22 protein-coding genes and 1 tRNA gene are annotated in these 26,246 nt (G+C 57.1%); 16 read left to right on the top strand and 7 right to left on the bottom strand.

The genetic code is table 11. From position 1 onward, the window contains the following. Positions 1-121: 121 nt before the first annotated feature. On the bottom strand, positions 122-877 hold the full coding sequence (locus K529_RS07310) for a helix-turn-helix transcriptional regulator (RefSeq protein WP_005615483.1): 756 nt from the start codon (positions 875-877) through the stop codon (positions 122-124). Further along, positions 874-1,323, bottom strand: coding sequence for a type II 3-dehydroquinate dehydratase (gene aroQ, locus K529_RS07305; RefSeq protein WP_005615485.1), 450 nt, complete (start codon positions 1,321-1,323; stop codon positions 874-876). Before aroQ ends, K529_RS07310 begins: the two co-directional genes overlap by 4 nt. Positions 1,324-1,766: 443 nt before the next feature. Between aroQ and K529_RS07300 the strand changes: the two genes are divergently transcribed. Both K529_RS07300 and K529_RS07295 read left to right on the top strand, forming a co-directional pair. After that, positions 1,767-2,477, top strand: coding sequence for an enoyl-CoA hydratase/isomerase family protein (locus K529_RS07300; RefSeq protein WP_005615487.1), 711 nt, complete (start codon positions 1,767-1,769; stop codon positions 2,475-2,477). Positions 2,478-2,549: 72 nt separating this feature from the next. Then, complete coding sequence (locus K529_RS07295; RefSeq protein ID WP_005615490.1) at positions 2,550-2,738, top strand: hypothetical protein; 189 nt, start codon at positions 2,550-2,552, stop codon at positions 2,736-2,738. 59 nt (positions 2,739-2,797) lie between these two features. Here K529_RS07295 and K529_RS07290 read toward each other — a convergent pair. Together K529_RS07290 and K529_RS07285 are read right to left on the bottom strand one after the other, a co-directional pair. Beyond that, positions 2,798-2,874: transfer RNA gene (locus K529_RS07290), tRNA-Arg, on the bottom strand. 203 nt (positions 2,875-3,077) lie between these two features. Further along, positions 3,078-3,644, bottom strand: a complete 567-nt coding sequence (locus K529_RS07285; protein WP_039983777.1) for a YcbK family protein — start codon at positions 3,642-3,644, stop codon at positions 3,078-3,080. Between the two features lie 357 nt (positions 3,645-4,001). Between K529_RS07285 and K529_RS07280 the strand changes: the two genes are divergently transcribed. Genes K529_RS07280 through K529_RS07265 form a run of 4 tightly spaced genes read left to right on the top strand, consistent with a single transcriptional unit; the run spans position 4,002 to position 8,287 of the window. After that, positions 4,002-5,624 (top strand): L,D-transpeptidase family protein, encoded by a 1,623-nt coding sequence (locus K529_RS07280; protein WP_005615495.1) that lies wholly within the window; start codon positions 4,002-4,004, stop codon positions 5,622-5,624. Positions 5,625-5,661: 37 nt separating this feature from the next. Continuing rightward, positions 5,662-6,735, top strand: a complete 1,074-nt coding sequence (lpxD, locus tag K529_RS07275) for a UDP-3-O-(3-hydroxymyristoyl)glucosamine N-acyltransferase (protein WP_005615498.1) — start codon at positions 5,662-5,664, stop codon at positions 6,733-6,735. Between the two features lie 51 nt (positions 6,736-6,786). Beyond that, positions 6,787-7,044, top strand: a complete 258-nt coding sequence (locus K529_RS07270; protein WP_005615501.1) for an acyl carrier protein — start codon at positions 6,787-6,789, stop codon at positions 7,042-7,044. Between the two features lie 34 nt (positions 7,045-7,078). After that, positions 7,079-8,287: a beta-ketoacyl-[acyl-carrier-protein] synthase family protein gene (locus K529_RS07265; RefSeq protein WP_005615504.1), complete on the top strand. Its 1,209-nt coding sequence runs from the start codon at positions 7,079-7,081 to the stop codon at positions 8,285-8,287. A 67-nt stretch (positions 8,288-8,354) separates the two neighbouring features. Here the strand turns inward: K529_RS07265 and K529_RS07260 are convergent, their stop codons facing one another. After that, positions 8,355-8,999, bottom strand: a complete 645-nt coding sequence (locus tag K529_RS07260; protein ID WP_005615507.1) for an invasion associated locus B family protein — start codon at positions 8,997-8,999, stop codon at positions 8,355-8,357. Positions 9,000-9,540: 541 nt separating this feature from the next. Between K529_RS07260 and K529_RS07255 the strand changes: the two genes are divergently transcribed. Then, positions 9,541-11,085 carry a helicase HerA-like domain-containing protein gene (locus K529_RS07255; protein WP_005615509.1) on the top strand — a complete coding sequence of 515 codons (1,545 nt, stop codon included), beginning with the start codon at positions 9,541-9,543 and terminating at the stop codon, positions 11,083-11,085. 62 nt (positions 11,086-11,147) lie between these two features. Here K529_RS07255 and guaB read toward each other — a convergent pair whose 3' ends face one another. Next, positions 11,148-12,596, bottom strand: a complete 1,449-nt coding sequence (gene guaB / locus K529_RS07250; RefSeq protein WP_005615511.1) for an IMP dehydrogenase — start codon at positions 12,594-12,596, stop codon at positions 11,148-11,150. A gap of 186 nt (positions 12,597-12,782) precedes the next feature. Between guaB and K529_RS07245 the strand changes: the two genes are divergently transcribed. The 4 genes from K529_RS07245 (at position 12,783) to K529_RS07230 (ending at position 19,803) form a co-directional block, all read left to right on the top strand. Then, positions 12,783-13,931, top strand: a complete 1,149-nt coding sequence (locus tag K529_RS07245; RefSeq protein WP_005615513.1) for a CaiB/BaiF CoA transferase family protein — start codon at positions 12,783-12,785, stop codon at positions 13,929-13,931. 122 nt (positions 13,932-14,053) lie between these two features. Further along, positions 14,054-16,099 carry an ASKHA domain-containing protein gene (locus K529_RS07240; protein ID WP_005615515.1) on the top strand — a complete coding sequence of 682 codons (2,046 nt, stop codon included), beginning with the start codon at positions 14,054-14,056 and terminating at the stop codon, positions 16,097-16,099. A 122-nt stretch (positions 16,100-16,221) separates the two neighbouring features. After that, positions 16,222-17,391, top strand: a complete 1,170-nt coding sequence (locus tag K529_RS07235; RefSeq protein WP_040641826.1) for an RsmB/NOP family class I SAM-dependent RNA methyltransferase — start codon at positions 16,222-16,224, stop codon at positions 17,389-17,391. A gap of 102 nt (positions 17,392-17,493) precedes the next feature. Next, a complete protein-coding gene (locus tag K529_RS07230) occupies positions 17,494-19,803 on the top strand; it encodes an ATP-binding response regulator (RefSeq protein WP_005615518.1) in 2,310 nt (769 codons plus the stop codon). A gap of 6 nt (positions 19,804-19,809) precedes the next feature. Here the strand turns inward: K529_RS07230 and K529_RS07225 are convergent, their stop codons facing one another. Continuing rightward, positions 19,810-20,406 (bottom strand): hypothetical protein, encoded by a 597-nt coding sequence (locus K529_RS07225; protein WP_005615519.1) that lies wholly within the window; start codon positions 20,404-20,406, stop codon positions 19,810-19,812. Positions 20,407-20,602: 196 nt separating this feature from the next. Between K529_RS07225 and recA the strand changes: the two genes are divergently transcribed. From recA to K529_RS07200, 5 genes are all read left to right on the top strand, one after another. Then, positions 20,603-21,676 (top strand): recombinase RecA, encoded by a 1,074-nt coding sequence (recA, locus tag K529_RS07220; RefSeq protein ID WP_005615520.1) that lies wholly within the window; start codon positions 20,603-20,605, stop codon positions 21,674-21,676. A 2-nt stretch (positions 21,677-21,678) separates the two neighbouring features. After that, positions 21,679-22,224 carry a hypothetical protein gene (locus K529_RS07215; RefSeq protein ID WP_005615521.1) on the top strand — a complete coding sequence of 182 codons (546 nt, stop codon included), beginning with the start codon at positions 21,679-21,681 and terminating at the stop codon, positions 22,222-22,224. 121 nt (positions 22,225-22,345) lie between these two features. Beyond that, positions 22,346-24,997: an alanine--tRNA ligase gene (alaS, locus tag K529_RS07210; RefSeq protein ID WP_005615522.1), complete on the top strand. Its 2,652-nt coding sequence runs from the start codon at positions 22,346-22,348 to the stop codon at positions 24,995-24,997. A gap of 6 nt (positions 24,998-25,003) precedes the next feature. After that, positions 25,004-25,291 carry a DUF1330 domain-containing protein gene (locus K529_RS07205; protein WP_005615524.1) on the top strand — a complete coding sequence of 96 codons (288 nt, stop codon included), beginning with the start codon at positions 25,004-25,006 and terminating at the stop codon, positions 25,289-25,291. Between the two features lie 120 nt (positions 25,292-25,411). Next, the gene (locus K529_RS07200) at positions 25,412-26,188 is read left to right on the top strand and encodes a class II glutamine amidotransferase (RefSeq protein ID WP_005615526.1); all 777 of its coding nucleotides are present in this window, start codon (positions 25,412-25,414) and stop codon (positions 26,186-26,188) included. Positions 26,189-26,246 lie beyond the last annotated feature (58 nt).

Raw genomic sequence — 26,246 nt, 5'->3', positions numbered from 1 at the left:
CAGCTTTTCCTTACTATTAGAGAGGGTTACTACATCTTTTGCACATCAAATTGTCATGCCTGTGTTGCAATCAGGCGCTGACTCTCTGGTGACGACTGTGCCCGATGATAACCAGGGGCGATCAGTGTTCGACCGCGTACATTTGATTGTGTAACGCAGCCTTCAGAACCGCCTGCGCCGTTGTCTCTACACAGAGCGATTCACGCGCAAGCCGCAGGTGCTTTTCAATGGTTGCAGGTGTGAGCCCCATCAGCAAAGCAATGTCCTGTGTGGTCTTGCCATCCCCGACCCATTGCAGAACCTCGCGCTGGCGCTTTGTCAGGGCGCGATTGGGGGCGTGGTAGGGCAGGGTGAGGATCTTTAGATGTGCCACATTGTTCATCAGCACAATGTCAGAGCCGTGCTCCGCCCAGATCTGATCAATTGCGTCCTGATCAAGCCCGGGTCGCGCGGCCAATGAAATCGCGCCCTTAAATCGGTCCGTCGCGGAGTTGAAGCTGATCGTGTAGCCGGCGCAGACATTCATCGCCTGATTGAACTCATGGACCTTGCGCGCCTTGCAGTCCAACAGTCCCTGAGCCGCCATATCTTGCGCGGCGCGCCAGCTTGCATGGCCTTCATTCTCCAGCGCCCATGTCAGCATTGGAGCATGAGAATAAAGACCATCAACGAGAAATCCCTGCAAATACTCTGGGCTGTGGTTCGACAGAACAACAAAGTCATCAGGATCGCCCAGCGAGGTGCGGGTTTTGAACAGCGTGTAGCCGTAAAGGAGACGATCAAACCCGTAGCGGTTCATCTGGCTCACATGCGCGTGCCACAGTTCCTCAATGGTTTTGAACTGGGTCAGTTGGTGCAGATATTCGGACGGGGTCATGACCCGCTACTCCGCGCGCAATGCTGAACAAGCGCATCCATCGCCATCAGGTAGCCAAAGGAGCCAAAGCCGCAGATCTGACCGATCACAGCTTTGGAGATATAAGAGGTCTGGCGGAAGGATTCGCGGGCGTGGATATTGGACAGGTGAACTTCCACAGCCGGGAGATCCACGGAATAGATCGCATCCATTAGTGCAACAGATGTGTGGGTATAGGCGCCAGCGTTCAGAATGATCCCATCATGCGTGCCTTTTGCCGCATGGATCATGTCCAACAGCGCCCCTTCGTGATTGGACTGGTGACACGCGACGTCGATCCCGAGTTTGATCCCGTGCTGACGGCACGACTCCTCCACCACTGCCAGTGTCTCGGCTCCGTACACTTCTGGCTGCCGTGTGCCCAACAGGTTGAGGTTCGGCCCATTCAGGATCAATACGCTCTTCATTTTTTGCCCTTTCATGGCGCGCGGTGTGAGGTGACTTCAAAACCGACATAACCTCTGGAAGTAAGGTGTCATGTCAGCTCTCGGCGGTCAGTCCTTGCGACCCGACCAAAGGCACAACGTGCCATCGGCCCAACCACAAAGCGATCACAAGACGCGGTAAACGTGTGGAATTTGTCGATAAACTCAGACGCTGACAACCGAAAAGCTACCGAAAAGCCCTTCGCCGGTACAGATGATGGGCAAGCGTCACTTAAAAACCCATGGACCGCGCGCTGCAATAGTGAGGCGCGGGGCGTCTCATTTGGGTGCAATGCGATTAGAATTGAATGTGTCTTGCTTCAATCTGGTAACACAATAGAAAACCTCAGCGCCCAAAGTCACCTGTGATGGCCTGCGTTCAAATGTTTCTCGTAGCGCCGATAGATCGTAGTGCTGGGGGACGTATGGAACGCGATGAATGGATCAACCGCCGCCTTCATGGGGATGGTGTGGTTGAGCTTCAATTGGGGCATGCGCCCGAAAACCGCCTGACCGCAGAATTTTTGAATGATTTTGAAAGCGAAATCAGAGAGATGTCAGCAGATCCTGATGTTAAGGCGGTGTTGTTGACCAGCCCGTTCAAAGATTTCTCTACCGGGGTCGATCAGGATCTTTCGGACACCAGCGCACTTGCGTCGGATCTGAACGCGGCGTTTCTCGCGCTCTATGCTTTTCCCAAACCTGTGATCATTGCGACTGTTGGTTTGTGCTCCGGAGCGGGGATGTTCTTTGTGCTCGCCAGCGATTTGCGTGTGGCGCACGCGCGGGCGGGATTTGAATTGATCGATGTGCAGCTTGGGCGCGAGTACCCCGTTGCCTTGATGGAAATTGCGCGCGCGACGCTCGACGCAAATGCACAGCGCCGGTTGATGCTAACTGGGCAACGTCTGGGACCGATTGCCGCCCGAAATGCGCAGATCATCGAGGTGCTTGCAGATGATCTTGAGGACCTGCACGGCTATGCATTGAAAGAAGCGCGCAAGATGGCGCGGCTCCCCGGACAGGCCTATGCGAAGATCAAACGTGATCTGCGTATCGACACGATTGAGCGTATTGAGACCCGCCTGGATGATGAACTTCAACCCGCATCGCATGCTTCGCGACTGGCGGGGTAGTACAGTCTGCTTGGCCTTCGGGAGCGGGCTATGTAAACACGGGCAAAGACCCTTGCGTTGGAGCCATGTGACATGATCGCGAACAAGATAGAAGTGCGCCGCACCGAAGACGGCCAGGTCATGGTGAGCAAGGGCACTTGGTCCGATACCTTCCCCGAAGAGCAACGCGAGGCTTGGGCGAAGTGGTACGAGCAAATGCACAATGACTACGCCTATGATGGCTATGCCTTAATGGCGCAGTCTTTACGTGATCTGACCTGAACGGACACAAGATCTGACCTGCGCGTATACAGGGGGGGTAAATTCTCAATTGAGGGAAGTGGCGCACCTGAGAGGATTCGAACCTCTGGCCTCTGCCTTCGGAGGGCAGCGCTCTATCCAGCTGAGCTACAGGTGCGTCTGCTGCGCGATATACGCGGCTGCCGAAAACACTGCAATGGAAAAATGGCCACCTCTGGTAATTCATTGAATTCTCTGAAGAGACCGCAGCGTATTCCGACTATCCACATGACAGATGTCATATGGGGGCTATAGACGTGAGAACGGGCGCGCTGTGAGCTCACAGCGCGCGATCCGATCAGTTTAGGTGGCGGCGACCTGTTAGCCGCGCCAGGTGCGAACGACGCCGCAGTCCATATGAACGAAATTCGAGCCGTAGTAACGTCCTACTCCGCCCGCTTTGCATGCCTGAGCGGCTTGAGCCATCTGGCTCACCGATCGTGATGCAAGACGAAGATCTGCCGCCTGACCCTGCATGTGAAGCGATTTCTTCGCTACACCACGAGAGCGGCTGCGCAGCATCGCATTGGTTTGCGGGCTACGGTAACCAGACAACAGCAAGTAAGGCTCATTCACCTCGAGAAGGTTCAGAGAGGCTGTCATGATGTCAATCGTGCGCAAATCGATGGTCTTGACCTGATCGGTCCGCCAATCGCGCATGAAGTGATTGATCTCCTTAACCGCGTCTTTGATGTATTTGCCATCGATCCAGTAGATCATGTCCAGACGCTCGCCTGTGCGACCGGAATACATACGAAGCCTGCGGATGTCGCCGCCTCCACGAAGGAAGCCAGCGGCTTGGGAGTAGGTAGGGGCTGCTGCGACTGTTGTGGCCGCAAATGCCTTTAGGAGTGCTCGACGGGAAAACCCGGTATTTTTTTCTGCCATTGTGATGAGCGTTGTCCCATACGCTTTTGATTTCACAGGTCCCGAAGTTTCGGGATATTTTAGCGCTCTGTTGCGCAGAAGCTATATGCCATAGAGAGAATCGACTGCCAACTGGTGAATGATCCCTTACCCGAATGCAGTGTTTTTTCGGCAAAAACTTGCGCAACAGGGGAGTGCACGGGGTATTTTCCCCCTCATGTCATGGAACATTTTGCGGCTATTGGGGTTTCGGGGCATCAGTGCTCTGCGATCCGCGTGCCTGATGCAAAAGTGAGTAGACTTGCAAGGGCGACGTTTACCAACACTTGGATACAGTCTATCCGGACGTTTGCGTTACACACTGGAGTTTATTGAAAAATGTCGCTGGCCCGCGCCCCTAAGTTCTCTTCGTTTGTCACTGGTGGCATCCTTGCCGCAGTCATGGGCGCGTCCGTATTCCTGGCGCAAGATGCCAGCGCCGCGAGCACCGGATTCCGCCAGGCCGTTGCTGAGATGGCCTGGGAAGACGATGCGGTTGCCAGCTACTACCGTCAAAACGACTACGCGCCTATTTGGACCGCTGATACACCAGAATCAGCCGCCCGCCGCCGGGCCCTGATGCAAGCCCTCGAGGAAGCCTCGATGCACGGGCTGCCTGACATGTCGGTGCGCGCCTCGGAGTTGGTGGAACAGATGCGTTCGGTGCGGTCCACCCGTGATCTCGGCGCGGTTGAGGTCGCCTTGAGCCGGGCATTGGTCGATTATGCGACCGATCTTCAGACCGGGCTTATCGAAGCTCCCGCCCGTATCGACGAGGGAATTGTTCGCAAAAAACATCAGGTGGATGCTGCGCGTTTCCTTGAGGGGATTTCAAAAGACCGGCCAGCGGCCTTCCTTCAGAAACTTGTGCCTGCATCGCCGCAGTACCGGGCGTTGCTGCGCGAAAAGATGCGTCTTGAGACATTGATGAATGCTGGTGGCTGGGGGGCAACCGTCCCGGTGCGCAAGATGGAGCCGGGCGACAGCGGGGCAAATGTCGTCGCCCTGCGGGATCGTCTGGTGTCTATGGGCTATCTGCAGCCAACTGCGACGCGCACATATGACCTCTCGCTCGAGGACGCAGTACGCCGGTTTCAGGGCGAACATGGTCTGGAGGTGGATGGTGTTGCAGGTGAGGGCACCCTGACCGAGATGAACCGTCCGGTCACTGACCGCATCAAATCGGTATTGGTCGCGATGGAACGGGAACGCTGGCTGACACCGGAACGTGGCCCGCGCCATATCCTCGTGAACCTCACGGATTTTTCTGCAAAGATCGTCGACGATGGGGAAATCTCTTTTGAGACCCGCTCCGTCATTGGCAGCGACAGAAGCGACCGACGGACCCCGGAGTTTTCGGATGAGATGGATCATATGGTGATCAACCCGAGCTGGTATGTGCCGCGCTCGATCATCACCAAAGAATATCTGCCCAAACTCAAGAACAATCCCAACGCGCATAGCTATATCGAGATCACCGACAATCGCGGTCGGGTGGTCAATCGCAACAGCGTTGATTTCAGCCAGTTCACCGCGCGCAGTTTCCCGTTTGCGATGCGCCAGCCTCCCAGCAGCCGTAACGCGCTTGGGCTGGTGAAGTTCATGTTCCCCAACAAATACAATATCTACCTGCATGATACGCCGCAAAAGAGCCTGTTTGGACGTGAGGTGCGGGCTTTTTCGCATGGCTGTATCCGCCTGCAAAAGCCGTTTGATTTCGCCTATGCGCTTCTGGCGCCGCAAACCGAAAATCCTAAAGAGTATTTTCACCGGGTGTTGAACAGCGGCAAAGAAACCAAGGTGTCGCTTGAGACCAAAGTGCCGGTTCATCTGATCTACCGCACCGCTTTCGTGTCGCAGGATGGCCGGGCGGAATTCCGCCGCGATATCTATGGACGTGACGCAAAGATCTGGTCGGCTTTGGAACGGGCAGGGGTGGCACTCCCCGGCGTTCAGGGCTAAGTCTCGGGCCAGGATCCGCTTTTGGAGGAATGGCCCGATGTTCACCGTTCGTGAGATTGCCAATGCGCTTGGCGCTGAGGCCGCAGGTAACTTAGATCTGCGTATTGCGCGCGCTGCAGAGCCACAGGAAGCCACGGCCGATGCGTTGGCCATGGCAATGTCACCCAAATATGCTGAGGCTTTAAAGGACGGTGCCGCACGTGTGGCGCTCGTCTGGGAGGGGGCCGACTGGCAGGCGATGGGCCTTGAGGCGGCAGTATTTGTGACGCGCCCACGGCTCGCGATGAGCGGCGTCACCCAGATGCTTGACCGTGGGCAGCGCGAAACGGCTGGCATCCACGCCTCCGCGGTGATCGACCCTAGTGCCAAGATCGGCGCAAATGTCACCATAGGCCCTCTGACAGTTGTTGGGCCTGATGCGGTGATCGGGGATGGGTCGCTGATTGGCGCACATTGTTTTATCGGCGCGGATGTCACAATCGGCAAAGACGCCAACCTGCGCGAGATGGTTTCGATTGGGGCACGTGTCTCAATCGGAGACCGTTTTCGCGCCCAGCCCGGCGCGCGGATCGCGGCAGATGGGTTTTCCTACGTCACCCCGGAAACGTCAGGTGTTGAAAACGCCCGCAAAACTCTGGGCGATCAGGGCGATACCAAGGCGCAGTCTTGGGTGCGTATCCACTCTCTGGGATCTGTTCGGATCGGTGATGATGTCGAGGTGGGGGCCAACTGTACAATCGACAATGGTACGATCCGCGACACCTTGATTGGCAACGGCACCAAGCTGGATAACCAAGTTCACGTAGGACACAATTGTCGCATTGGGAATGACTGTCTGTTGTGTGGGCAAACCGGACTGTCTGGTTCCGTTGATATTGGCGACAACGTTGTTCTGGGTGGGCAATGTGGCGTGGCCGACAATGTATTTATCGGGGATCGCGTTATCGCAGGTGGCGGCACCAAAATTCTCTCGAATGTTCCAGCTGGGCGGGTGATGATGGGTTACCCGGCGGTCAAGATGGACACCCACACGGATATGTACAAAGTGCAACGTCGTTTGCCGCGGCTGATGCGCGATATCGAAGCGTTGAAAAAGGCTGTTTTCAAATAACCACGCAGTCAGTACACCTCTGACAATCTTATCTCCCGCAGGAGCCGCCTCATGAGCACGCAGGACAAGGTCATCGCAATCATCGCAGAGCAAGCGGTGTTGGAGCCCTCGGATGTTTCTCTCGACAGCACGCTGGAAGATCTGGGGATCGACAGCCTTGGTCTGGTAGAGAGTATTTTTGCGATTGAAGAGGAGTTCGATATCACGATCCCCTTTAACGCAAATGAGCCCGAACAAAGCGATTTCGATATATCGAATGTAGCCGCCATCGTGGCCGGTATTGATAAGCTGGTCGCCGAAAAGGGCTGATCGCCTTTGCTGGGGGCGGACAAAAGGATTTGCGATGAAACGCGTTGTGATTACCGGCGCCGGGACCATCAATGCGCTGGGGCATTCGGTCGCTGAAACCTTCGAGTCGATGCGCGAAGGGCGCTGCGGAATCGGTGAGCTGGACTTTCGTGACGTAGATCGTCTTGCGATTAAGATCGGCGGCCAAGTGCGCGATTTTGAAGCCGAAGGTCGCTTTAATCGCCAGCAAATGGTCCTCTATGATCGCTTTACGCAGTTCACCTTGGTGGCTGCTGCGGAGGCCATACGGCAATCTGGATTAGAATTCACCGGCGATCTCGCCGCACGCTCTGGTGTTGTATTGGGAACCGCCGGAGGTGGTGTTTCCACATGGGATGATAATTATCGGTCTGTCTATGAGGACGGAAAGAACCGGGTTCATCCTTTTGTTGTTCCAAAACTCATGAACAACGCAGCCGCCAGCCATGTCTCCATGGAGTACAACCTGAAGGGGCCGAGTTTTACGGTCTCTACCGCCTGTGCATCGTCAAATCATGCAATGGCGCAAGCCTTTCAGATGGTGCGCAGTGGGATGAGCCCCGCGATGGTCACTGGTGGTTCGGAATCGATGCTCTGTTTTGGCGGCGTGAAGGCCTGGGAAGGCCTGCGCGTCATGTCCAAAGATGCGTGCCGCCCCTTTAGCGCCAACCGTAACGGCATGGTGCAGGGGGAAGGCGCAGGTATCTTTGTTTTTGAGGAATATGAACACGCCAAGGCCCGTGGCGCGGATATTCTGTGCGAAGTGATCGGTTATGCTATGAGCTCCGACGCCGCTGATATCGTGATGCCAAGCAAGCAAGGTGCAGCGCGCGCCATCTCTGGTGCCTTGCGCGACGCACAGATCAATGCTCAGGACGTGGGCTATATCAACGCTCACGGCACAGGCACCGCTGCAAACGACAAAACAGAGTGCGCTGCGGTGGCCGATGTCTTCGGCCCTCATGCTGATAACCTCATGATATCTTCGACAAAATCCATGCACGGACATTTGATCGGGGGCACGGGCGCGGTTGAGCTTTTGGCCTGCATCATGGCGTTGAGCGAGGGGGTGATCGCGCCGACGATCGGATATGAGGAAGCCGATCCAGAATGCGCTCTGGACGTGGTTCCCAATGAAGCGCGCGAGGCCAAGATCAATGTCGCGCTTTCAAACGCGTTTGCGTTTGGAGGGTTGAACGCGGTGCTTGCGCTAAAGCGCGTCTAACTTTTTGAACAAAAAACACCCGCCAGACAACGGTCTAGCGGGTGTTTTTCTTGCATAGATTTGCGTCTTATTGCTTTACCACATCCACGGCGTTGAAGCCTGCGGTGAAGCCTTTCAGCGACATCGGCACGGCAACAGTGGTCTCCGGCGATGGTGCAGGGCGCAAGCTAAAGATCGCTTGGCTGCCCTGTTTGAATGCGTTGATATCTGCTTCTGTCAAACCGATCTGCGCAATGCAGCCTGCTGCATTACAGAAAGAGAAGTTGTAACGCTTGCCCGGCGCGCCATCGACGGAAACCGTCAGCCCAGCGGGAAGCAAGGTTTCAAGCGGGGCGATGACGGTAGCGCCAGCCACAGCCTGACCACCGGCTTGATCGATGCGGAACAAGGAGACCTCGGCGACGGGGCCGCCTTCATCGTCCAAGAGAACCTGTAGCAATGAGCAAGGATCTTCGCCGGATTGGGTGCGCACACAGGCCAGGTCCCAATCGCCAAATTTTTCTTTGGAATAACGCTGACCAACCTGCAGGGCCGCATCAGCTGGTGTACCCAGATCCAGCAGCTGGTCTGCATTCGGCGCTGGCGCCTCTGCATCTTGCTCTGCAGTTTCTGCAGTCTGATCGGTGGTTTCCTGATCTGTCGTCTCTTGCGCCACCAGCGGGGTTGCCGCGAGGAGGAGAGCGAGAGAGACGGAGCTGAGGGATTTCAACATGAATGCCTCTTCTGTTTGAATCTGTCTTCGCCGTTTACCACGGCATCTGGTGAGTGTCAGGGGAATAAAGTCGCAGTCCCCAGCATATCCCTGATTTCCGCCGATATTCTGTGAGGTTCTGGCATGAGGCGCCGCATCCGAGGGTCATATAGGGCGGCTCGTATAGGAAATACGGCATAAAATACGAAAAAAGGGGACCGAAGCCCCCTTTTTGCGTCTACATCTCCCCGTCGGACTGGCCGACTTAGTTATTATTCAGAAAATTACGAGCGAAATCGTCTTCGGTCAACATGGAATAGAAAAAAAATCATCATCGGACTCAGCAGAGTGTTTTATGCCAGATTTACTGTGAAAATATGACAGGGGGCTCACGGGATGTGGCATGAATAAAAAAATGGCCGTGCACTAAGGCACGGCCAGTCTGACAGGGAGGAAATGTCCGTCAGCTCAACCGCATTCGAGCCAACGGGCAAGTTCACGCTGGCACATAAAGGTTAACATTGTATTTTGCTTAAGGTGCAGTTTCAGGAGACGAGCAGGGATGCCAAAGGAAATATTCATCGGTGGCGGGGGGCATGACTATGGTGACCCTCAGTATCTGACGTTGAAGTACGCCAACCGACACGGGCTAATTGCAGGCGCGACGGGGACGGGGAAAACTGTTACACTTCAGATCCTTGCCGAGAGTTTCTCCAACGAAGGCGTGCCAGTGATCCTGGCGGATATCAAAGGAGACCTGTCTGGTCTTGCGCGCTCCGGGAGCGAGGCGGCCGAGCTTCACGACACATTCGTGAAAAGATCGCAAAAAATCGGATTTACCTCGTTTTCCTATCACGACACGCCAGTCACCTTTTGGGATCTCTTTGCTGAACAGGGCCATCCGGTGCGGACCACAGTTGCCGAGATGGGGCCGCTGCTGCTCTCAAGGTTGCTGGAACTGAGCGAGGCACAGGAAGGCATATTGAATATCGCCTTCAGGCTTGCGGATGAGCAGGGGCTTGCGCTGCTTGATCTCAAAGATCTGCAAGCGCTGCTGGTTTGGGTTGGCGAGAACCGGGACAGCCTGTCGCTGCGGTACGGAAATGTTTCAACCGCATCTATCGGTGCGATTCAACGCCGACTGCTGGTGCTGGAAAACCAGGGAGGTGCGCGCATGTTTGGCGAACCTGCCTTGGATCTGCATGATCTCATGCGCCATGATGACACGGGACGCGGTATGGTAAACATCCTTGCCGCAGACAAGCTGATGGCCTCGCCAAAACTATACGCGACGTTCCTGCTGTGGCTTCTGAGTGAGTTGTTCGAGAGCTTGCCCGAGGTGGGTGATCCCGAAAAACCCAAGCTGGTGTTCTTTTTCGATGAGGCGCATTTGTTGTTCGAAGATGCGCCTAAGGCACTGATCGACAAAGTAGAACAGGTGGCTCGCCTGATCCGATCCAAAGGCGTCGGGGTCTATTTTGTCACGCAATCCCCGGACGACATTCCGGAGGATATTCTGGGCCAACTTGGCAATCGCATTCAGCACGCCTTGCGGGCGTTCACCGCGCGGGATCGCAAAAAGCTGAAGCTCGCAGCGGAGACCTACCGCGAGAACCCACGGTTCTCGACAGAAGACGCAATCCGAGACGTCGGCGTAGGGGAAGCCGTGACATCGATGCTCGAAAAGAAAGCTGTGCCCGGGGTGGTCGAGCGCACGCTTATTCGTCCCCCCTCCAGCCAACTTGGACCAATCTCCGTAGCTGAACGTAAAGCCGTGATGCAAGCCTCTGCAATGTCGGGAAAATATGACGAACCTGTAGATCGCAGATCGGCCTATGAGATCTTGAAAGAGCGGGCCGCACGCGCCGCGCAAGAGGCAGCCGAAGCAGAAGAGCAGGCCGATGCCGCGCCAGATCCAGTGGTACGCGAATTCAGCGCCGCCAGACGCTATAGTGGAAGCCGGGTTGGTCGCTCTACGGCGCGGCGGATTGGTGGGGGGGATACCTTTGCCTCTGCAATGTCAGAAGCCGTCATCAAGGAACTGAAAGGCACCACGGGCCGACGCATTGTCCGTGGCATCCTTGGTGGATTATTCAAAGGCCGCTAAGAGTAAAAAGGCCGGAACATCAATTTGTTCCGGCCCGTTCTTTAGATATTTTCGCAGGGCGCTTAGCCGATCCGGTAGTTTGGAGACTCGCGCGTGATCTGCACATCGTGCACATGGCTTTCCTTAAGCCCAGCGCCAGTGATGCGAACGAATTCGCAATTCTTGCGCATGTCATCCACGGTTGCGCAGCCGGTGTATCCCATGGCAGCCCGCAGACCGCCGACCAGTTGGTGAATCACGGCACCAGCGGCACCTTTATAGGGCACCTGACCTTCGATCCCTTCAGGCACCAGCTTGTCGCTGGCCGCGTCTTTTTGGAAATAGCGATCGGCAGAGCCGCGCGCCATTGCGCCCATGGACCCCATACCGCGATAGGATTTGAACGACCGGCCCTGATAGAGGATGACCTCGCCCGGCGACTCGTCTGTGCCCGCAATCATGGAGCCAACCATGGCGCAGGACGCGCCCGCTGCGATGGCCTTGGCGAAGTCGCCAGAGAATTTGATGCCACCGTCGGCGATCACAGGCGTATCACCCGCAGCGCTTGCGCAATCCATGATTGCTGTGAGTTGGGGCACACCCACGCCAGCGACCATCCGCGTGGTACAAATGGAGCCCGGACCAATGCCAACCTTGACCGCATCCGCACCAGCGTCGATCAACGCTTGGGTGGCGGCGGCGGTTGCGACATTGCCTGCAATAACCTGAACATCGCTCGACAAGGCTTTGATACGTTTGACGGCTTCGATCACGCCCGCCGAATGGCCGTGCGCAGTATCAACCACAACGACATCAACGCCCGCATCGATCAGAGCTTCGGAGCGCTCAAACCCGCTGTCGCCAACGGAGCTTGCCGCGGCGACGCGAAGGCGGCCCAAGTTGTCCTTCACCGCCGTGGGGTTTAGCACCGCTTGTTCCGTGTCCTTCAGAGTCAAAAGACCGGTCAACTTGCCATCTTTGTCGGTCACAAGGAGCTTTTCGATCCGTCGTGCTTTCATCAAGGAGATGGCTTCTTCGCGTTCTGCCGGCTCTTGTAGCATGGCGAGCTTATCGGAGGTCATCATTACCGATACGGGCGTTTTGTCATCGGACGCAAAGCGCATGTCCCGGTTGGTGACGATCCCGACCACGCGGCCACTGTTATCGACGACCGGGAAACCGGTCACGCGGTACCGCTCCTGGAGCGCCTTGGCATCGGCCAGTGTCTGATCCGCACGCAATGTGATGGGGTTGTAGACGATCCCGCTCTCAAAACGCTTGACCCGGCGTACCTGCCGGGCCTGTTCTTCAACGTCGAGGTTTTTATGGATCACGCCCATGCCGCCCGCCTGGGCCATGGTGATCGCCATGCGCGATTCCGTTACTGTGTCCATCGCAGAACTCAGAAGCGGAATGTTAAGCGAGATAGCACGGGTCACCCGCGTGCGTGTGTCTGCCGTATTTGGCAGGACACTGGATGCGGCCGGAACCAGCAAAACATCGTCAAAGGTGAGAGCCTCACGAATCTGCATCTGTCTTCCCCATGCAAAACACCGTTTGGCGGTGACCCTATTGCACAGTTCTGCATAAGGGGGAAGGGGGGCTGGACATTTTTCGCCGCAACGCGGCACCAATTTGCTCGGAGGCTGATGCAGATCAAGGATTTGTCGCAACAGCTGGATATTGCAAACCTGTGAATTTTGCGCGCGGAGATGACTATGAACGCCCCTCTCGATGGATTGATCATTCTGGATCTGACACATGTACTCGCGGGGCCTTATGCCTCGATGACGCTCGCTGACCTTGGCGCGCGCGTGATCAAAGTGGAACGTCCCGGTTTGGGGGACGACACCCGCGCTTTCCCGCCATTCAAAGGCAGTGAGAGCGCCTATTTCGCGACCATCAATCACGGCAAGGAAAGCATCGCGCTCGACCTCAAGAATGTTGATGATCGTATTGTTTTTGAGGAATTATTATCGAGATCGGATGTGATCCTAGAAAACTATCGCCCGGGTGTTATGGAGCGTTTGGGATATGGCTGGGAGGATCTGCACACCAAGTATCCGAAACTCATCTACGGTGCGGTTTCTGGCTTTGGGCACAGCGGGCCTGACAGTCAGCGCCCGGCCTATGATATGGTGGTTCAGGCCCGTGGTGGTGTGATGTCGATCACCGGCGAACGCGACCGAGAGCCGGTTCGCGTCGGGGCCTCCATTGGCGATATTGCAGCCGGGATGTTCTTGGCGCAGGGCATTTTGGCAGCTTTACTCCACAGACAGCAGACTGGAGTGGGCCAGAAAGTAGACATCGCTATGCTGGATTGCCAACTCGCCATGCTGGAGCATGCGATTGCACTGACCACAATCAGTGGCGAGGCACCACGGCCATCCGGTGCCCGGCATCCCTCAATCACACCGTTTGAGACCTTTCATGCGTCAGATGGGCTTTTTGTGATTGCGGCGGGAAATGACGTTTTGTTCGCGCGCCTGTGCGAGGCGCTGAGACTTCCGATTGCCGAAGATGAGCGTTTTGCAACCAATCCCGCAAGGTGTGAAAATGCGCGCCTTCTCAAGCGGTTGATTGAGGCTGTTACATTAGAAAAGGGCAAGCAGAACTGGATCGACCTGCTTACAGAAGCGGGCATTCCGACCGGGCCGATCCAGAATGTGGCCGAGGTTTTGAAAGATCCGCAGATACGTGCGCGCAATATGGTGGTTGATGTGCTCGATCAGGCGGGGAACCCCGCATATGTGGCTGCGGGAAATCCGATCAAGATGAGCGCGTTAGCTGATCCTAGCACCCGACCTCCTGCGCCAAAGCTTGATGAGCATCGCCAAGAGATCCTCGATTGGCTGGAAAGCTCCTGATCTTGTTCAGGAATTGATATCAAATGCCGCCGATGGAACAGAAAACGGCGGTGTTCGACTTTCTTGGTTTGAAAACTGCCATATGCTCCGCATCAACTGCGCAGTACTCAAGGGCTAGAGACATGTCGAACGATCCCCTCGTCGTGTTCACACCATCCGGCAAACGTGGACGATTTCCTGTTGGCACACCAGTGCTTACGGCCGCACGTCAACTCGGGGTCGATCTCGATTCCGTCTGTGGTGGCCGTGGCATCTGTTCCAAATGCCAGATCACGCCGTCTTATGGTGAATTCTCCAAACATGGTGTGACGGTTGCCGATGATGCCCTGTCCGAATGGAACAAGGTTGAGCAGCGCTACAAGGATAAGCGTGGATTAATCGATGGGCGTCGACTGGGCTGTCAGGCCAAGATCGAAAAAGACGTTGTGATCGACGTCCCACCGGAAAGCCAGGTGCATAAACAGGTGGTGCGAAAGCGGGCCGAGGCGCGTGATATTGTCATGAACGCCTCGATCCGGCTTTTCTATGTCGAGGTGGAAGAGCCTGACATGCACAAACCCTCCGGTGATCTGGAGCGACTTTGCGAAGCTTTGGAAAAGCAGTGGGATGTCAAAGGCGTAAAAGCCGATCTTCATATTCTAAGACAAATGCAACCCGCACTGCGTAAAGGCGCGTGGAGGGTCACCGTTGCCGTGCATCTGGGGGTTGATGGTCAATCACCGCGTATCATGCATATCTGGCCTGGCTACTATGAGGGCAGTATCTATGGGCTGGCGGTGGATCTCGGCTCCACCACGATTGCGGCACATCTGTGTGATCTCAAAAGCGGTGAGGTTCTGGCGTCGTCTGGCATTATGAACCCGCAGATCCGCTTTGGCGAAGACCTGATGAGCCGGGTTTCTTATGCGATGATGAACAAGGGCGGTGATCAGGAGATGACCCGCGCCGTGCGCGACGGCATGAACGCTCTGTTTGTGCAAATTTCCGAAGAAGCTCAGATTGATCAAGCACTGATTATGGACGCCGTGTTCGTCTGCAATCCGGTGATGCATCACCTGTTCTTGGGGATTGATCCGTTTGAGCTGGGCCAGGCCCCCTTTGCGCTGGCCACGTCAGATGCGCTTGCGCTTGAGGCGTGCGATCTTGATTTGAACCTTCACCCCACAGCGCGCATCTATCTGCTGCCTTGTATCGCTGGCCACGTCGGCGCGGACGCTGCCGCAGTTGCGCTATCCGAAGCACCGGATAAATCCGAAGACCTCGTGCTTGTAGTGGATGTGGGAACGAATGCCGAGATCCTGTTGGGAAATAAGGATAAAGTCCTTGCTTGCTCCTCTCCCACCGGTCCTGCATTTGAGGGTGCGCAGATCTCGTCTGGGCAACGCGCCGCCCCGGGTGCTATTGAGCGCGTCGAGATCAACCCCATCACCAAAGAGCCGCGTTTTCGTGTGATTGGCTCAGAGATATGGTCGGATGAGGACGGGTTTGAGCAAAGCATCGCAACCACGGGAATTACCGGCATCTGCGGATCTGGTATCATTGAGGTGATTGCCGAGATGCGACTGGCGGGCCTGTTGGATGCGTCTGGCCTCATTGGCTCTGCTGAGCAAACTGGCAGCGCGCGTTGCGTTCCCGAGGGGCGCACCAATGCCTATCTTTTGTGGGATGGCAGCGCCGAAGGAGGGCCGCGCATCACGGTTACAAACCCTGATATCCGCGCGATCCAGATGGCCAAGGCTGCGCTTTATTCCGGTGCACGTCTGCTGATGGATAAGATCGGCGTCGACACAGTGGACCGCGTCGTGCTGGCGGGGGCTTTTGGGGCGCATATCTCTGCCAAACACGCGATGGTTTTGGGGATGATCCCTGATTGTCAGCTGGACAAAGTCACCAGCGCAGGCAATGCGGCAGGGACCGGGGCGCGGATCGCGCTGCTGAACACCAATGCCCGGCGCGAGATCGAGGACACTGTGCGCAAGATCGAAAAGATCGAGACAGCTGTCGAGCCCCGCTTTCAGGAGCATTTTGTAAACGCCTCCGCGATCCCCAACTCTGCCGACCCTTTCCCGATCTTGGAAAGCGTCGTGACCTTGCCTTCGGTGAGTTTTAACACCGCCGGTGCCGAGGGCGGGCGTGGTGCCGGACGCCGCCGACGTCGCGCCACCTGACCAATCTGTCTCGTCGTCAAGCGCCAAAAGCGCTTGTGGCGCGCGGGGCGCGGACGATAGAGAGGCATCTAACTGAAACGTCGCCTGCGTATCGCATGGCGTCTTCTGGATTGGATGCTGTCATGACACCGGGCGCACGCGTACAAGCGGCTATTGAAATTCTCGACGAAATCCTCGCGGGTCAGGCGGCGGAGAAGACCCTGACCAATTGGGGTCGTCGCAGCCGGTTTGCCGGATCAAAGGATCGCGCCGCCGTACGGGATCATGTTTATCAGGCGCTGCGGTGCCGCCGGTCTTATGCTGCCTTGGGTGGCACCGAGACGGGGCGGGGTGTGATGATTGGTGCCTGCCGCGATCAGGGCATCGATCCGGCAGACCTGTTTACAGGGCAGGGACATGCGCCCGCCCCATTGAGCGAGTCTGAGCAAGCGCATATTGGCACATTTGAAAGCGACGCAGAGAAAAACGATATCCCGGAGTGGCTCTGGCCGGTGTTTGCGCGCAGCCTTGGCGCGCAAGCAGAAGAAGTGGCCCAAGCGCTGAGAGCGCGCGCATCGGCTCATCTTAGGGTGAACCTCCTGAAGGGGGATCGTGATGCTGCAATCAGCAGGTTGCAGCAGGACGGTATCTCTACGGAGCCTCATGAAGCGTCACCGACAGCGTTGGTCGTGACGGAGGGCGCACGGCGGGTGAAAAACGCCGAAAGCTACCTCTCGGGCTTTGTGGAATTGCAAGATGCGGCCAGTCAAGCAGTGGTGGATGCGTTGCCATTGCAAAACACCCCCCGTGTGCTGGACTATTGTTCTGGCGGCGGGGGCAAGGCGTTGGCGATTGCGGCATTACGCGATGGGACAGTTTACGCTCACGACGCCGATCCACGGCGCATGCGTGACATCCCGGAACGCGCGGCGCGTGCGGGGGCCGACATCACCCGCCTCGATACGGCGGATCTGTCGAAGAGTGCACCTTTTGATCTGGTGCTGTGCGATGCGCCTTGCAGCGGAAGTGGATCATGGCGCCGAGATCCCGAAGGCAAATGGCGACTGACACCAGATGCGCTGGACGAGATTGTCGCGCTACAATCCAAGATCCTCGATGATGCAGCGCAGCTGGTGGCGGATGGGGGTGTTCTGGCCTTTGCGACCTGTTCGATGCTGGATGTCGAAAATCACAAACAAACGCAGGATTTCTTGGCGCGCCACACGGGCTGGGAGCACTTGAGCGAGAGCGCATGGCACGTTCATACTGGAACGGACGGGTTCTATGTGTCGGTGTTCCAACGGGCCCGATAGCATTAAACTATTGGAAAGTTTCTCGATCCGGTGCTGTGGTTAACCTCGCTTTAACCATGCATGCCGTGATAGTGCGGCATGAAGATTGTTAACGGAGCCGCAATGATTGGTCGCTCGTCCTCTATCGTCCCCAGCCTGAAAATTCAGACGCCGGAACAGGCGCGACTGGTGGCGACCTTTTTCTTGTCGGCGCTGCTGATCGTGTTGCCTTGGATTTTGCCGGTACCGGATTGGATCGGCCGGGCATTGGTCGCGGTCGGTCTGACGCTAGGTGGCGTGTCTGCGATGATCTTGATCCAGACCCGGGTACGTCAGGGTGCGCGCGCCATGGCGAGTGAATTGCTGACCGGCTTTATCGACAAAGATGCCTCTGCCAGTTTTGTCACCGACGATGACGGTGTCATCCACGCCTGTAACACAGCGGCGCTCAAGCGGTTTGAAGGCACGGAAAGCGACACCATCTCAGGAACATTGCGATCGGTTCTGGCCAATCCTTCTGCCGTCCTGTTTCGTCTGCAAAGCCGCGCTAAGCTCGAAGGCTCAGCGCGCGAAGATATCGTCACGCGCCGTGGGAATGTGCGCCTCGCGGTGCATGAAATGGCCAACGGCAGCTTTCTGTGGCGCGTCGAAGACATGGGGGAGCGGCCGACTGGGCGCACCGCTGATGCAAGCCCCGTTCCGATGATTTCCGTGGGACGTACTGGCGCGGTTCTGTTCATGAACGAGTCAGCGCGCAGCCTGATTGGGGAGCGGGTGAAGTCCACTGAACGCCTGTTTACATCGCTGCCGGTCATTCCGGGGCGCATCAATACCATCATGACCAAGAGCGGTCCTGTTGAAGTTCTGGTCAGCGAACATGCCCGCGGGCAAGGCCGCAGCGAGATTTATTTCATGAAAGCGGTGGTCGAGGACAGTGGACCTCATATCGGGTTCGAAAGCCTGCCGGTTCCGCTTCTGAAGGTGCGTCCAGGCGGCGAGGTTTTGTCAGTGAACCGGATGGCCATGCGCCTTTTGGGCATTGAAGAGGCTGAGGGCGTACAACTCGGCCAGTTGATGGAGGGGCTGGGCCGCCCCATGAATGACTGGCTGCAGGAGACCGCCAAGGGGTTTGCGCCGCATAAGTCCGAATTCTTGCGCGTGTCTCGTGACGACAAAGAGGTCTTTGTTCAGGTCACGCTCACGCGCATTATCGAGGATGGTGAAACGCTGCTGATGGCGGTGCTCAATGACGCAACAGAGCTTAAGACCCTGGAGGCGCAATTCGTTCAAAGCCAGAAAATGCAGGCGATCGGTCAACTTGCCGGTGGTGTTGCGCATGATTTCAACAACCTTCTTACCGCGATTTCAGGTCACTGCGACCTGCTGTTGCTTCGCCACGACCAAGGGGATCAGGACTATGGCGATCTGATCCAGATCCATGAGAACGCCAACCGCGCCGCCGCCCTCGTGAGCCAGCTTTTGGCCTTCTCGCGCAAGCAGACCTTGCAGCCCGAGGTGTTGGATGTGCGCGAAACACTTTCTGATCTGACGCATCTGCTCAATCGGCTGGTTGGGGAAAAGGTGTCGCTGACACTCAGCCATGATCCTGTCATGCGTTCCATCCGTGCGGATAAGCGCCAGTTGGAACAGGTGCTGATGAACCTCGTGGTGAATGCGCGTGACGCGATGCCTCATGGTGGTGAAATCCGCGTCGAGACTGAGGTGGTCGCACTCGACACCGCCTTGGAGCGTGATCGCGCCGTTGTGCCGCCGGGGGAATGGGTGACTATTCAGGTCAGCGACGAAGGCACCGGTATCTCGCCGGACAAGCTGCAAAAGGTGTTTGAACCCTTCTATACCACCAAGCGCACGGGCGAAGGCACGGGCCTCGGCCTGTCCACCGCCTATGGTATCATCAAGCAAACTGGCGGCTTTATCTTTGTTGATTCCGTTCTGAACCAAGGCACCAAATTCACTCTCTACTTCCCGGTCTACCGTAGGGATGCTTCGGCAAGCGTCGATGAAACCGTAGCGCCAACCAAGACCAAAGCCCCAACTGCGCAGCATGGCGAAGGGGTCGTGTTGCTGGTTGAGGATGAGGCCCCGGTGCGCGCCTTTGCATCACGGGCGCTCAGGATGCGTGGCTACACGGTGCTTGAGGCCGAATCCGCCGAGGAGGCGCTTGACACGCTCGAAGACCCGAACCTCAGTGTCGATGTCTTTGTCACCGATGTCATCATGCCGGGCATGGACGGCCCCACATGGGTGCGCAAAGCGCTTGAGGAACGCCCCGGCACCAAGGTGGTGTTTGTTTCGGGCTATTCCGAAGGGGCCTTTGGCGATGCGGAACCCGATGTGCCAAATTCGGTGTTTCTCGCCAAACCTTTCTCGCTCAGCCAGTTGACCGAAACGGTGCAGTCACAGCTGCAGTAGGCCGTCTCAGCGCGAGATCGACCCATAAAGCGCAAACTCCTCGGGGTGTTTGCGCTTTAGCTTTTCCTCGGTGCCTGCACTCAGGCTCAGATCACCATCGGGACTGATGTTTTCCTGCCGCGTGTTGTAGCTAAGGCCGGTGCGATCCTGAATGAAGGCATGAAAGGGCGCGAGGTTCTCATAGGCAAAGAGATGCGTCACACAGCATCCGTTGGGTTGTGCCTCCAGAAACTTCGCCTGACTGCCGACATTGGCATGCGGCGGGCGGTTGCCGCGGCAATAGTCGGTGACAAACTTATCAAAGCTCATGTTTTTGGTCGAGGTTGGCCGCCCATCCAGATGCGGCCTCTGGCGAAAACGATACCAACTGCCAAGCCAGCTGATCGGCTCGCGCATGATGGCAACCACCTCCAGCTCCGCACCGCACACCTTCTCATACATCGGCCGAACCCAGCGATTATAGCGGTAGAGCGGCGAGTGTTTGAGCTCTGGTGGATCTGAAATCACCAGATCCGCATGTGGCCTGAGCGCGGACTGCAGCGCCGTGGTACCGGTCTTGGGCACCGATAACAGCACCAGTCGTGCGCGGTAAAATACCATCATGACGTTAAAGCTCCGGCAAATAGTTCAATGTGTCAGGGTTTTGTAAACCAATCCTTAACCATGTTGCCAGTCCGGTAGAGTGACATGAAATTCCCTTGCAATGTTCTTGTTTTGACCCCATAAGGAACAATAAGAGAACAAAGCAGTCATTGTCGTCTGCCTCCGGGTGTGACACATAGAGAAGGATACGGGTACTATGGCGGATCTATTGACCATGAAGGACGACAAGAAGAGCGGCGACAAGAAAAAGGCCTTGGACAGCGCGCTTGCCCAAATCGAACGACAGTTCGGCAAGGGCTCGATCATGAAACTCGGCGATGGCACAGCCTTGCAAGAGATCGAGGCAAGCTCCACCGGCTCGCTTGGTCTGGACATCGCGCTTGGCATCGGCGGCCTGCCGATGGGCCGCATTGTCGAGATTTATGGACCGGAAAGCTCCGGTAAGACCACGCTGACGCTGCACTGCATTGCAGAACAGCAGAAAAAGGGCGGTGTCTGCGCCTTTGTGGATGCGGAACACGCGCTTGATCCGCAATACGCTAAAAAACTGGGCGTTGATCTGGACGAGCTGCTGATTTCGCAGCCCGACACCGGTGAACAGGCGCTTGAGATCACCGATACACTGGTGCGCTCCGGTGCTGTGAATATGGTGATCGTCGACTCCGTGGCCGCGCTGACCCCGAAGTCAGAGCTTGAAGGCGACATGGGCGATAGCAATGTCGGTGTGCAGGCCCGCCTGATGAGCCAGGCGATGCGGAAACTCACCGGTTCCATCAGCCGCTCGAAATGCATGGTGATCTTCATCAACCAGATCCGCATGAAAATCGGCGTGATGTTCGGCTCGCCCGAAACCACCACCGGCGGCAACGCGCTGAAGTTCTATTCCTCCGTGCGTCTGGACATTCGCCGCATCGGCTCGATCAAGGACCGGGATGAGGTTGTCGGCAACGCCACCCGCGTCAAGGTGGTAAAGAACAAGGTCGCACCGCCGTTCAAGCAGGTCGAGTTCGACATCATGTATGGTGAGGGCATCTCCAAGATGGGTGAACTTCTGGACCTTGGTGTTGCTGCGGGCGTGGTCAATAAATCCGGCGCGTGGTTCTCTTACGGGGATGAGCGGATCGGGCAGGGGCGTGAGAACGCCAAGACCTATCTGCGCGAAAACTCTCGCATTGCGCTGGAGATCGAAGATAAGATCCGCGCCGCACATGGGCTTGATTTTGACATGCCGCCCGAGGCGCAGGATGATGACGTCCTGTTCGAAGGCTGACGATGCACGTCACCCAAGAGGAACTGAATGCGGCCCTGCCGCATGTGATGGCCGCCCCGAAAGATCGGGCGGCCATTTCCATGTTGTGTCTGCGTCCGGCCTATAATCAGCGCCGCTTTGTCGAGGAAATCTCGGTGACGCCCGAGGGAGGCATCCCCGGCGAGCGTTGGTCTAGCCGCCCGTGGCTGAGGCTGGAGGATGGCACCGCGCATCCCGGCATTCAGGTCTGCATCTTGTCAAAGCGAGTGCTTGATCTGGTCTGGCGCAATCGCGAGGAGGTGCCACACCCCGGCGATACATTCATCGTGGATATGGATCTCTCCGAGGAAAACCTGCCCGCCGGACAGCTCTTACAGGTGGGCAGCGCCGCGTTGCGGGTGTCTGACGTCTTCAACGATGGCTGCGTCAAGTGGAAAGCCCGCTATGGCGCCGCGGCCAAGGATTGGGTGAACCTGACAGAAAACCGCGCACTGCGCCTGCGAGGGATACTCTGTTCAGTCGAACGTGCCGGGTCGTTTTCCAACGGCGATCTTATGATCAAAAAATAGCGCTCAATCCCACTGTTTTCTTTGGGAAACTGCCACATGCGCTTTGGGCGGTGGACAGCCCTGCATGGGCGCGATAAACCGCTTTGGACTGTTCCAATCACATCTAGAGAGCCGCGTTGACATGCCCAGCTTGAACGACATCCGGTCGACCTTTCTGAACTATTTTGCCAAGCAGGGCCATGAGGTCGTAGACTCAAGCCCGTTGGTGCCACGCAATGATCCAACGCTGATGTTTACCAACTCCGGCATGGTGCAGTTCAAGAACTGCTTCACCGGCGTGGACCGTCGTGATTATGTGCGCGCCACCTCTGCGCAAAAATGCGTGCGGGCGGGCGGTAAACACAATGACCTCGACAATGTGGGCTACACTGCGCGCCATCACACGTTTTTCGAGATGCTCGGAAACTTCTCCTTTGGCGATTATTTCAAGAACGAGGCGATCCCTTTTGCGTGGGAGCTGATCACCGGCGAGTTTGATATCCCCAAGGACAAGCTCTATACAACCGTCTATCACACCGATGACGAAGCCTTTGAAATCTGGAAGAAAGTCGGCGTTCCAGAGGATCGGATCATCCGGATCGCGACTTCTGACAACTTCTGGCAGATGGGCGACACCGGGCCTTGCGGTCCCTGCACCGAGATCTTTTATGACCACGGCGATCATATCTGGGGTGGCCCTCCGGGCTCTCCGGAAGAGGACGGCGACCGGTTCATCGAAATCTGGAACCTCGTGTTCATGCAGAACGAGCGGTTTGCAGACGGGTCCATGGTTGATCTCGACATGCAATCGATCGACACCGGCATGGGGCTGGAGCGTATCGCGGCGCTGTTGCAGGGCACTCATGACAACTATGAAACCGACCTGTTCAAATACCTGATCGAGGCCTCGGCGACGGTCACCAACAGTGACCCCTTCGGCGATCAGAACGTGCACCATCGCGTAATCGCCGACCACTTGCGGTCCTGTTCCTTCCTGATTGCCGAAGGCGTGCTGCCCTCCAATGAGGGCCGGGGCTATGTGCTGCGCCGCATTATGCGCCGCGCCATGCGTCATGCCTCCCTGTTGGGTGCGACCGACCCGGTGATGCACAAACTGGTGCCGGCGCTGGTCAGCCAGATGGGCGCGGCCTATCCGGAGCTTGGGCAGGGGCAGGCGCTCATTGAAGAGACGTTTGAGCAGGAAGAAACTCGCTTTCTCAAGACCTTGGACCGTGGTTTGAAACTGCTGGACGAGGCGTCTGTGGATCTGAACCAAGGCGACGTGCTGCCCGGCGAGACCGCGTTCAAACTCTACGATACTTTCGGCTTCCCGCTCGACCTGACCCAAGACGCCCTGCGCGCCAAAGGGGTTGAGGTCGACACCGATGGTTTTGATGCTGCGATGAAGGCTCAAAAAGAGCAGTCCCGTGCCGGTGGCATTGGTCTGGGGGACGCTGCGGATGTCAAAGTCTACTTCGACATCGTAGATGCCGAGGGCACGACCGAATTCCTCGGCTATGAGACCGAGAAAGCCGAGGGGCAGATCGTTGCATTGGTTAAGGATGGCGCCAAGGTCGACAAAGCGACAAAAGGCGACAGCGTCCAGATCATTCTGAACCAGACCCCGTTTTATGGTGAGAGCGGTGGCCAGGTGGGTGACACTGGCGTGTTGACCGTTGAAGGCGGAGCAGCGCGGATCACCGATACCAAGAAGGTCGAGGGTTTGTTCCTGCATATCGCCGAGGTGACCGAAGGCGAGATTTCCGTGGGCAGCGGTGCGGCGATGGAAGTCGATCATACCCGCCGCAGCCAGATCCGTGCCAACCACTCTGCGACACACCTGCTGCACGAAGCATTGCGCAACGCGCTTGGTGATCACGTGGCGCAGAAGGGCTCGCTCAATGCGGCGGAGCGTCTTCGGTTCGATTTCAGCCACAACAAGGCCGTCAGCCAGGAAGACCTGACGCAGATCGCCTCCGAAGTGAATGATTTTATTCGTCAAAACTCTCCGGTAAGTACTCGGATCATGACCCCGGATGATGCCCGTGCCTTGGGCGCGCAGGCGCTCTTTGGTGAGAAATACGGCGAAGAAGTGCGCGTGGTCTCCATGGGGCGCGCCGACACCGGCAAGGGTGCCGATGGTGATACTTATTCCATCGAGCTTTGCGGTGGTACGCATGTAAAACAGACCGGGGACATCGGGACCTTTGTGATCCTCGGGGATAGCGCGTCCTCTGCTGGGGTGCGCCGGATCGAGGCACTGACGGGCGCGGCAGCCTTTGACCACTTGGAGCGCGAAGCGGCCCGAATGGCGGAGGTTGCCGGAGCACTCAAGGCGCAGCCTGCCGATGTCATGGACCGTCTGAAGGCGCTGATGGATGAGCGCAAGGCGCTGCAAAATGAGATTTCGAATCTCAAACAGCAGATCGCCATGGGCGGTGGCTCCGACGGTGGCGCGGAAACCAAGGAGATCGGCGGCAAGACTTTCCTCGGTCAGGCGCTTCAGGGGGTGTCCGGCAAGGATCTGCGTGGCTTGATCGATGCACATAAGCAGAAGCTCGGGTCTGGTGTGATCCTGCTGATCGCCGAAGATGACGGCAAGGTTGCGGTCGCCGCTGGTGTGACCGACGATCTGATCGGTGACATCTCGGCTGTTGATGTGTTGAAAGCGGCCGTTCCTGCGGTTGGCGGCAAGGGCGGCGGTGGCCGTCCCGACATGGCGCAGGGCGGCGGCAAGGATTTCTCTGGTGCCGCAGAGGCCATCAAGGCCGCCGAAACTTTTCTGGAAGGATAACACCTCATGCCCGCACTCTGGATCGCTCATGTGACCGTCACCGATGCTGACGCCTACGGCAAATATGCCGAACTGGCGGGCCCGGCAATCGCCAAGCACGGCGGCGCGTTCATCGCCCGCGGTGGGCGTTTTGTTCAGCTGGAAGGCAAGGAACGTCCGCGCAATGTGGTCGCAAAATTCCCCAGCGTTGAGGCCGCCGTCGAATGCTACAACAGCCCCGAATATCAGGAGGCGCTGAGCCATGCGCGCGATGCCTCTGAGCGGGAACTGATGGTTGTTGAAACCGACGCCTGAGCAGGGAAACCCTGTGCAAAACAGAAGATTGGGCTGCGCGTTTCGCGTGGCCCTTTTTCATGATTAACAGTGCCTTGACGTCTCGGTGACAGGATATCGCGACGAGTCGAGGAGAACATCATGTGCCGTTGGGCCGCGTATATCGGCGCTCCAGTCTATCTGGACGAAGTTGTGTGCAAACCAGAGCAATCGCTGGTCGCACAATCGATCCATGCCTTTGAATGTAAAACACAAACCAATGCCGATGGGTTTGGAATTGCGTGGTATGATAGCCGCGAGGAGCCGGGTCTCTACCGAGACACGCATCCGGCGTGGTCTGATCCCAACCTGCGGTCGATCACTCATCAGGTGCGCTCCGGTCTGTTTTTGGCGCATGTACGCGCCTCGACCGGCACCGCAACCAGCCGCAACAATTGCCATCCTTTCACGCATGGGTGCTGGTCGTTTATGCACAACGGTCAGGTTGGCGGATTTGAAAATTTCCGCCGCCGGGTCGACATGATGATCCCGGACGAACTATATGGCGCGCGTAAGGGGGCCACGGATAGTGAGGCTTTGTTTCTGATCGCCATCGCGGAGGGACTCTATGATGATCCCAAAGGCGCGATGCAGCGGGCGGTAGGGAAACTTGAGAGTCTGAGTCGGGAGTTCGGCCACACACCGCATATGCGGATTGGTGCCGCCTTTAGCTGCGGCGGCGCGCTTTATGTAGTGCGTTATGCCTCCGATCATCTGGCACCGACCGTTTACAGCAGCAAGACAGCCGACGGCCGCGGGCGTCTGGTGGTGTCTGAACCCTTGCATAAGGGAGAGTGCTGGCAATCCGTGCCCGCCGGGTCCTTCTGTCGATACACAGCGGAAGACGCGGAAATAGAGGATTTTGTTCCTGTTCTCTGATTTAAGATGCAGAAATGAAAAGGCCCGGTCAAAAACGACCGGGCCTCTTTGCATGTTC

Origin of the sequence: Tritonibacter mobilis F1926, from assembly GCF_000376545.2 — a bacterium.
In the GTDB taxonomy this organism is placed as follows: Bacteria; Pseudomonadota; Alphaproteobacteria; order Rhodobacterales; family Rhodobacteraceae; genus Epibacterium; species Epibacterium mobile.
Note: the sequence above shows the minus strand (reverse complement) of the source record. Positions and strands in the feature narration are given on the sequence as shown.

Excerpts from the sequence above, each read along its gene's own strand:
- K529_RS07245 (WP_005615513.1), top strand. The coding sequence starts at position 12,783 with ATGAACGCCCCTCTCGATGGATTGATCATTCTGGATCTGACACATGTA.
- lpxD (WP_005615498.1), top strand. The coding sequence starts at position 5,662 with ATGTTCACCGTTCGTGAGATTGCCAATGCGCTTGGCGCTGAGGCCGCA.
- guaB (WP_005615511.1), bottom strand. The coding sequence starts at position 12,596 with ATGCAGATTCGTGAGGCTCTCACCTTTGACGATGTTTTGCTGGTTCCG.
- K529_RS07270 (WP_005615501.1), top strand. The coding sequence starts at position 6,787 with ATGAGCACGCAGGACAAGGTCATCGCAATCATCGCAGAGCAAGCGGTG.
- K529_RS07255 (WP_005615509.1), top strand. The coding sequence starts at position 9,541 with ATGCCAAAGGAAATATTCATCGGTGGCGGGGGGCATGACTATGGTGAC.
- K529_RS07265 (WP_005615504.1), top strand. The coding sequence starts at position 7,079 with ATGAAACGCGTTGTGATTACCGGCGCCGGGACCATCAATGCGCTGGGG.
- alaS (WP_005615522.1), top strand. The coding sequence starts at position 22,346 with ATGCCCAGCTTGAACGACATCCGGTCGACCTTTCTGAACTATTTTGCC.
- K529_RS07200 (WP_005615526.1), top strand. The coding sequence starts at position 25,412 with ATGTGCCGTTGGGCCGCGTATATCGGCGCTCCAGTCTATCTGGACGAA.
- K529_RS07215 (WP_005615521.1), top strand. The coding sequence starts at position 21,679 with ATGCACGTCACCCAAGAGGAACTGAATGCGGCCCTGCCGCATGTGATG.
- K529_RS07300 (WP_005615487.1), top strand. The coding sequence starts at position 1,767 with ATGGAACGCGATGAATGGATCAACCGCCGCCTTCATGGGGATGGTGTG.
- K529_RS07235 (WP_040641826.1), top strand. The coding sequence starts at position 16,222 with ATGACACCGGGCGCACGCGTACAAGCGGCTATTGAAATTCTCGACGAA.
- K529_RS07205 (WP_005615524.1), top strand. The coding sequence starts at position 25,004 with ATGCCCGCACTCTGGATCGCTCATGTGACCGTCACCGATGCTGACGCC.
- K529_RS07225 (WP_005615519.1), bottom strand. The coding sequence starts at position 20,406 with ATGATGGTATTTTACCGCGCACGACTGGTGCTGTTATCGGTGCCCAAG.
- K529_RS07260 (WP_005615507.1), bottom strand. The coding sequence starts at position 8,999 with ATGTTGAAATCCCTCAGCTCCGTCTCTCTCGCTCTCCTCCTCGCGGCA.
- K529_RS07285 (WP_039983777.1), bottom strand. The coding sequence starts at position 3,644 with ATGGCAGAAAAAAATACCGGGTTTTCCCGTCGAGCACTCCTAAAGGCA.
- aroQ (WP_005615485.1), bottom strand. The coding sequence starts at position 1,323 with ATGAAGAGCGTATTGATCCTGAATGGGCCGAACCTCAACCTGTTGGGC.
- K529_RS07230 (WP_005615518.1), top strand. The coding sequence starts at position 17,494 with ATGATTGGTCGCTCGTCCTCTATCGTCCCCAGCCTGAAAATTCAGACG.
- K529_RS07295 (WP_005615490.1), top strand. The coding sequence starts at position 2,550 with ATGATCGCGAACAAGATAGAAGTGCGCCGCACCGAAGACGGCCAGGTC.
- recA (WP_005615520.1), top strand. The coding sequence starts at position 20,603 with ATGGCGGATCTATTGACCATGAAGGACGACAAGAAGAGCGGCGACAAG.
- K529_RS07240 (WP_005615515.1), top strand. The coding sequence starts at position 14,054 with ATGTCGAACGATCCCCTCGTCGTGTTCACACCATCCGGCAAACGTGGA.
- K529_RS07280 (WP_005615495.1), top strand. The coding sequence starts at position 4,002 with ATGTCGCTGGCCCGCGCCCCTAAGTTCTCTTCGTTTGTCACTGGTGGC.
- K529_RS07310 (WP_005615483.1), bottom strand. The coding sequence starts at position 877 with ATGACCCCGTCCGAATATCTGCACCAACTGACCCAGTTCAAAACCATT.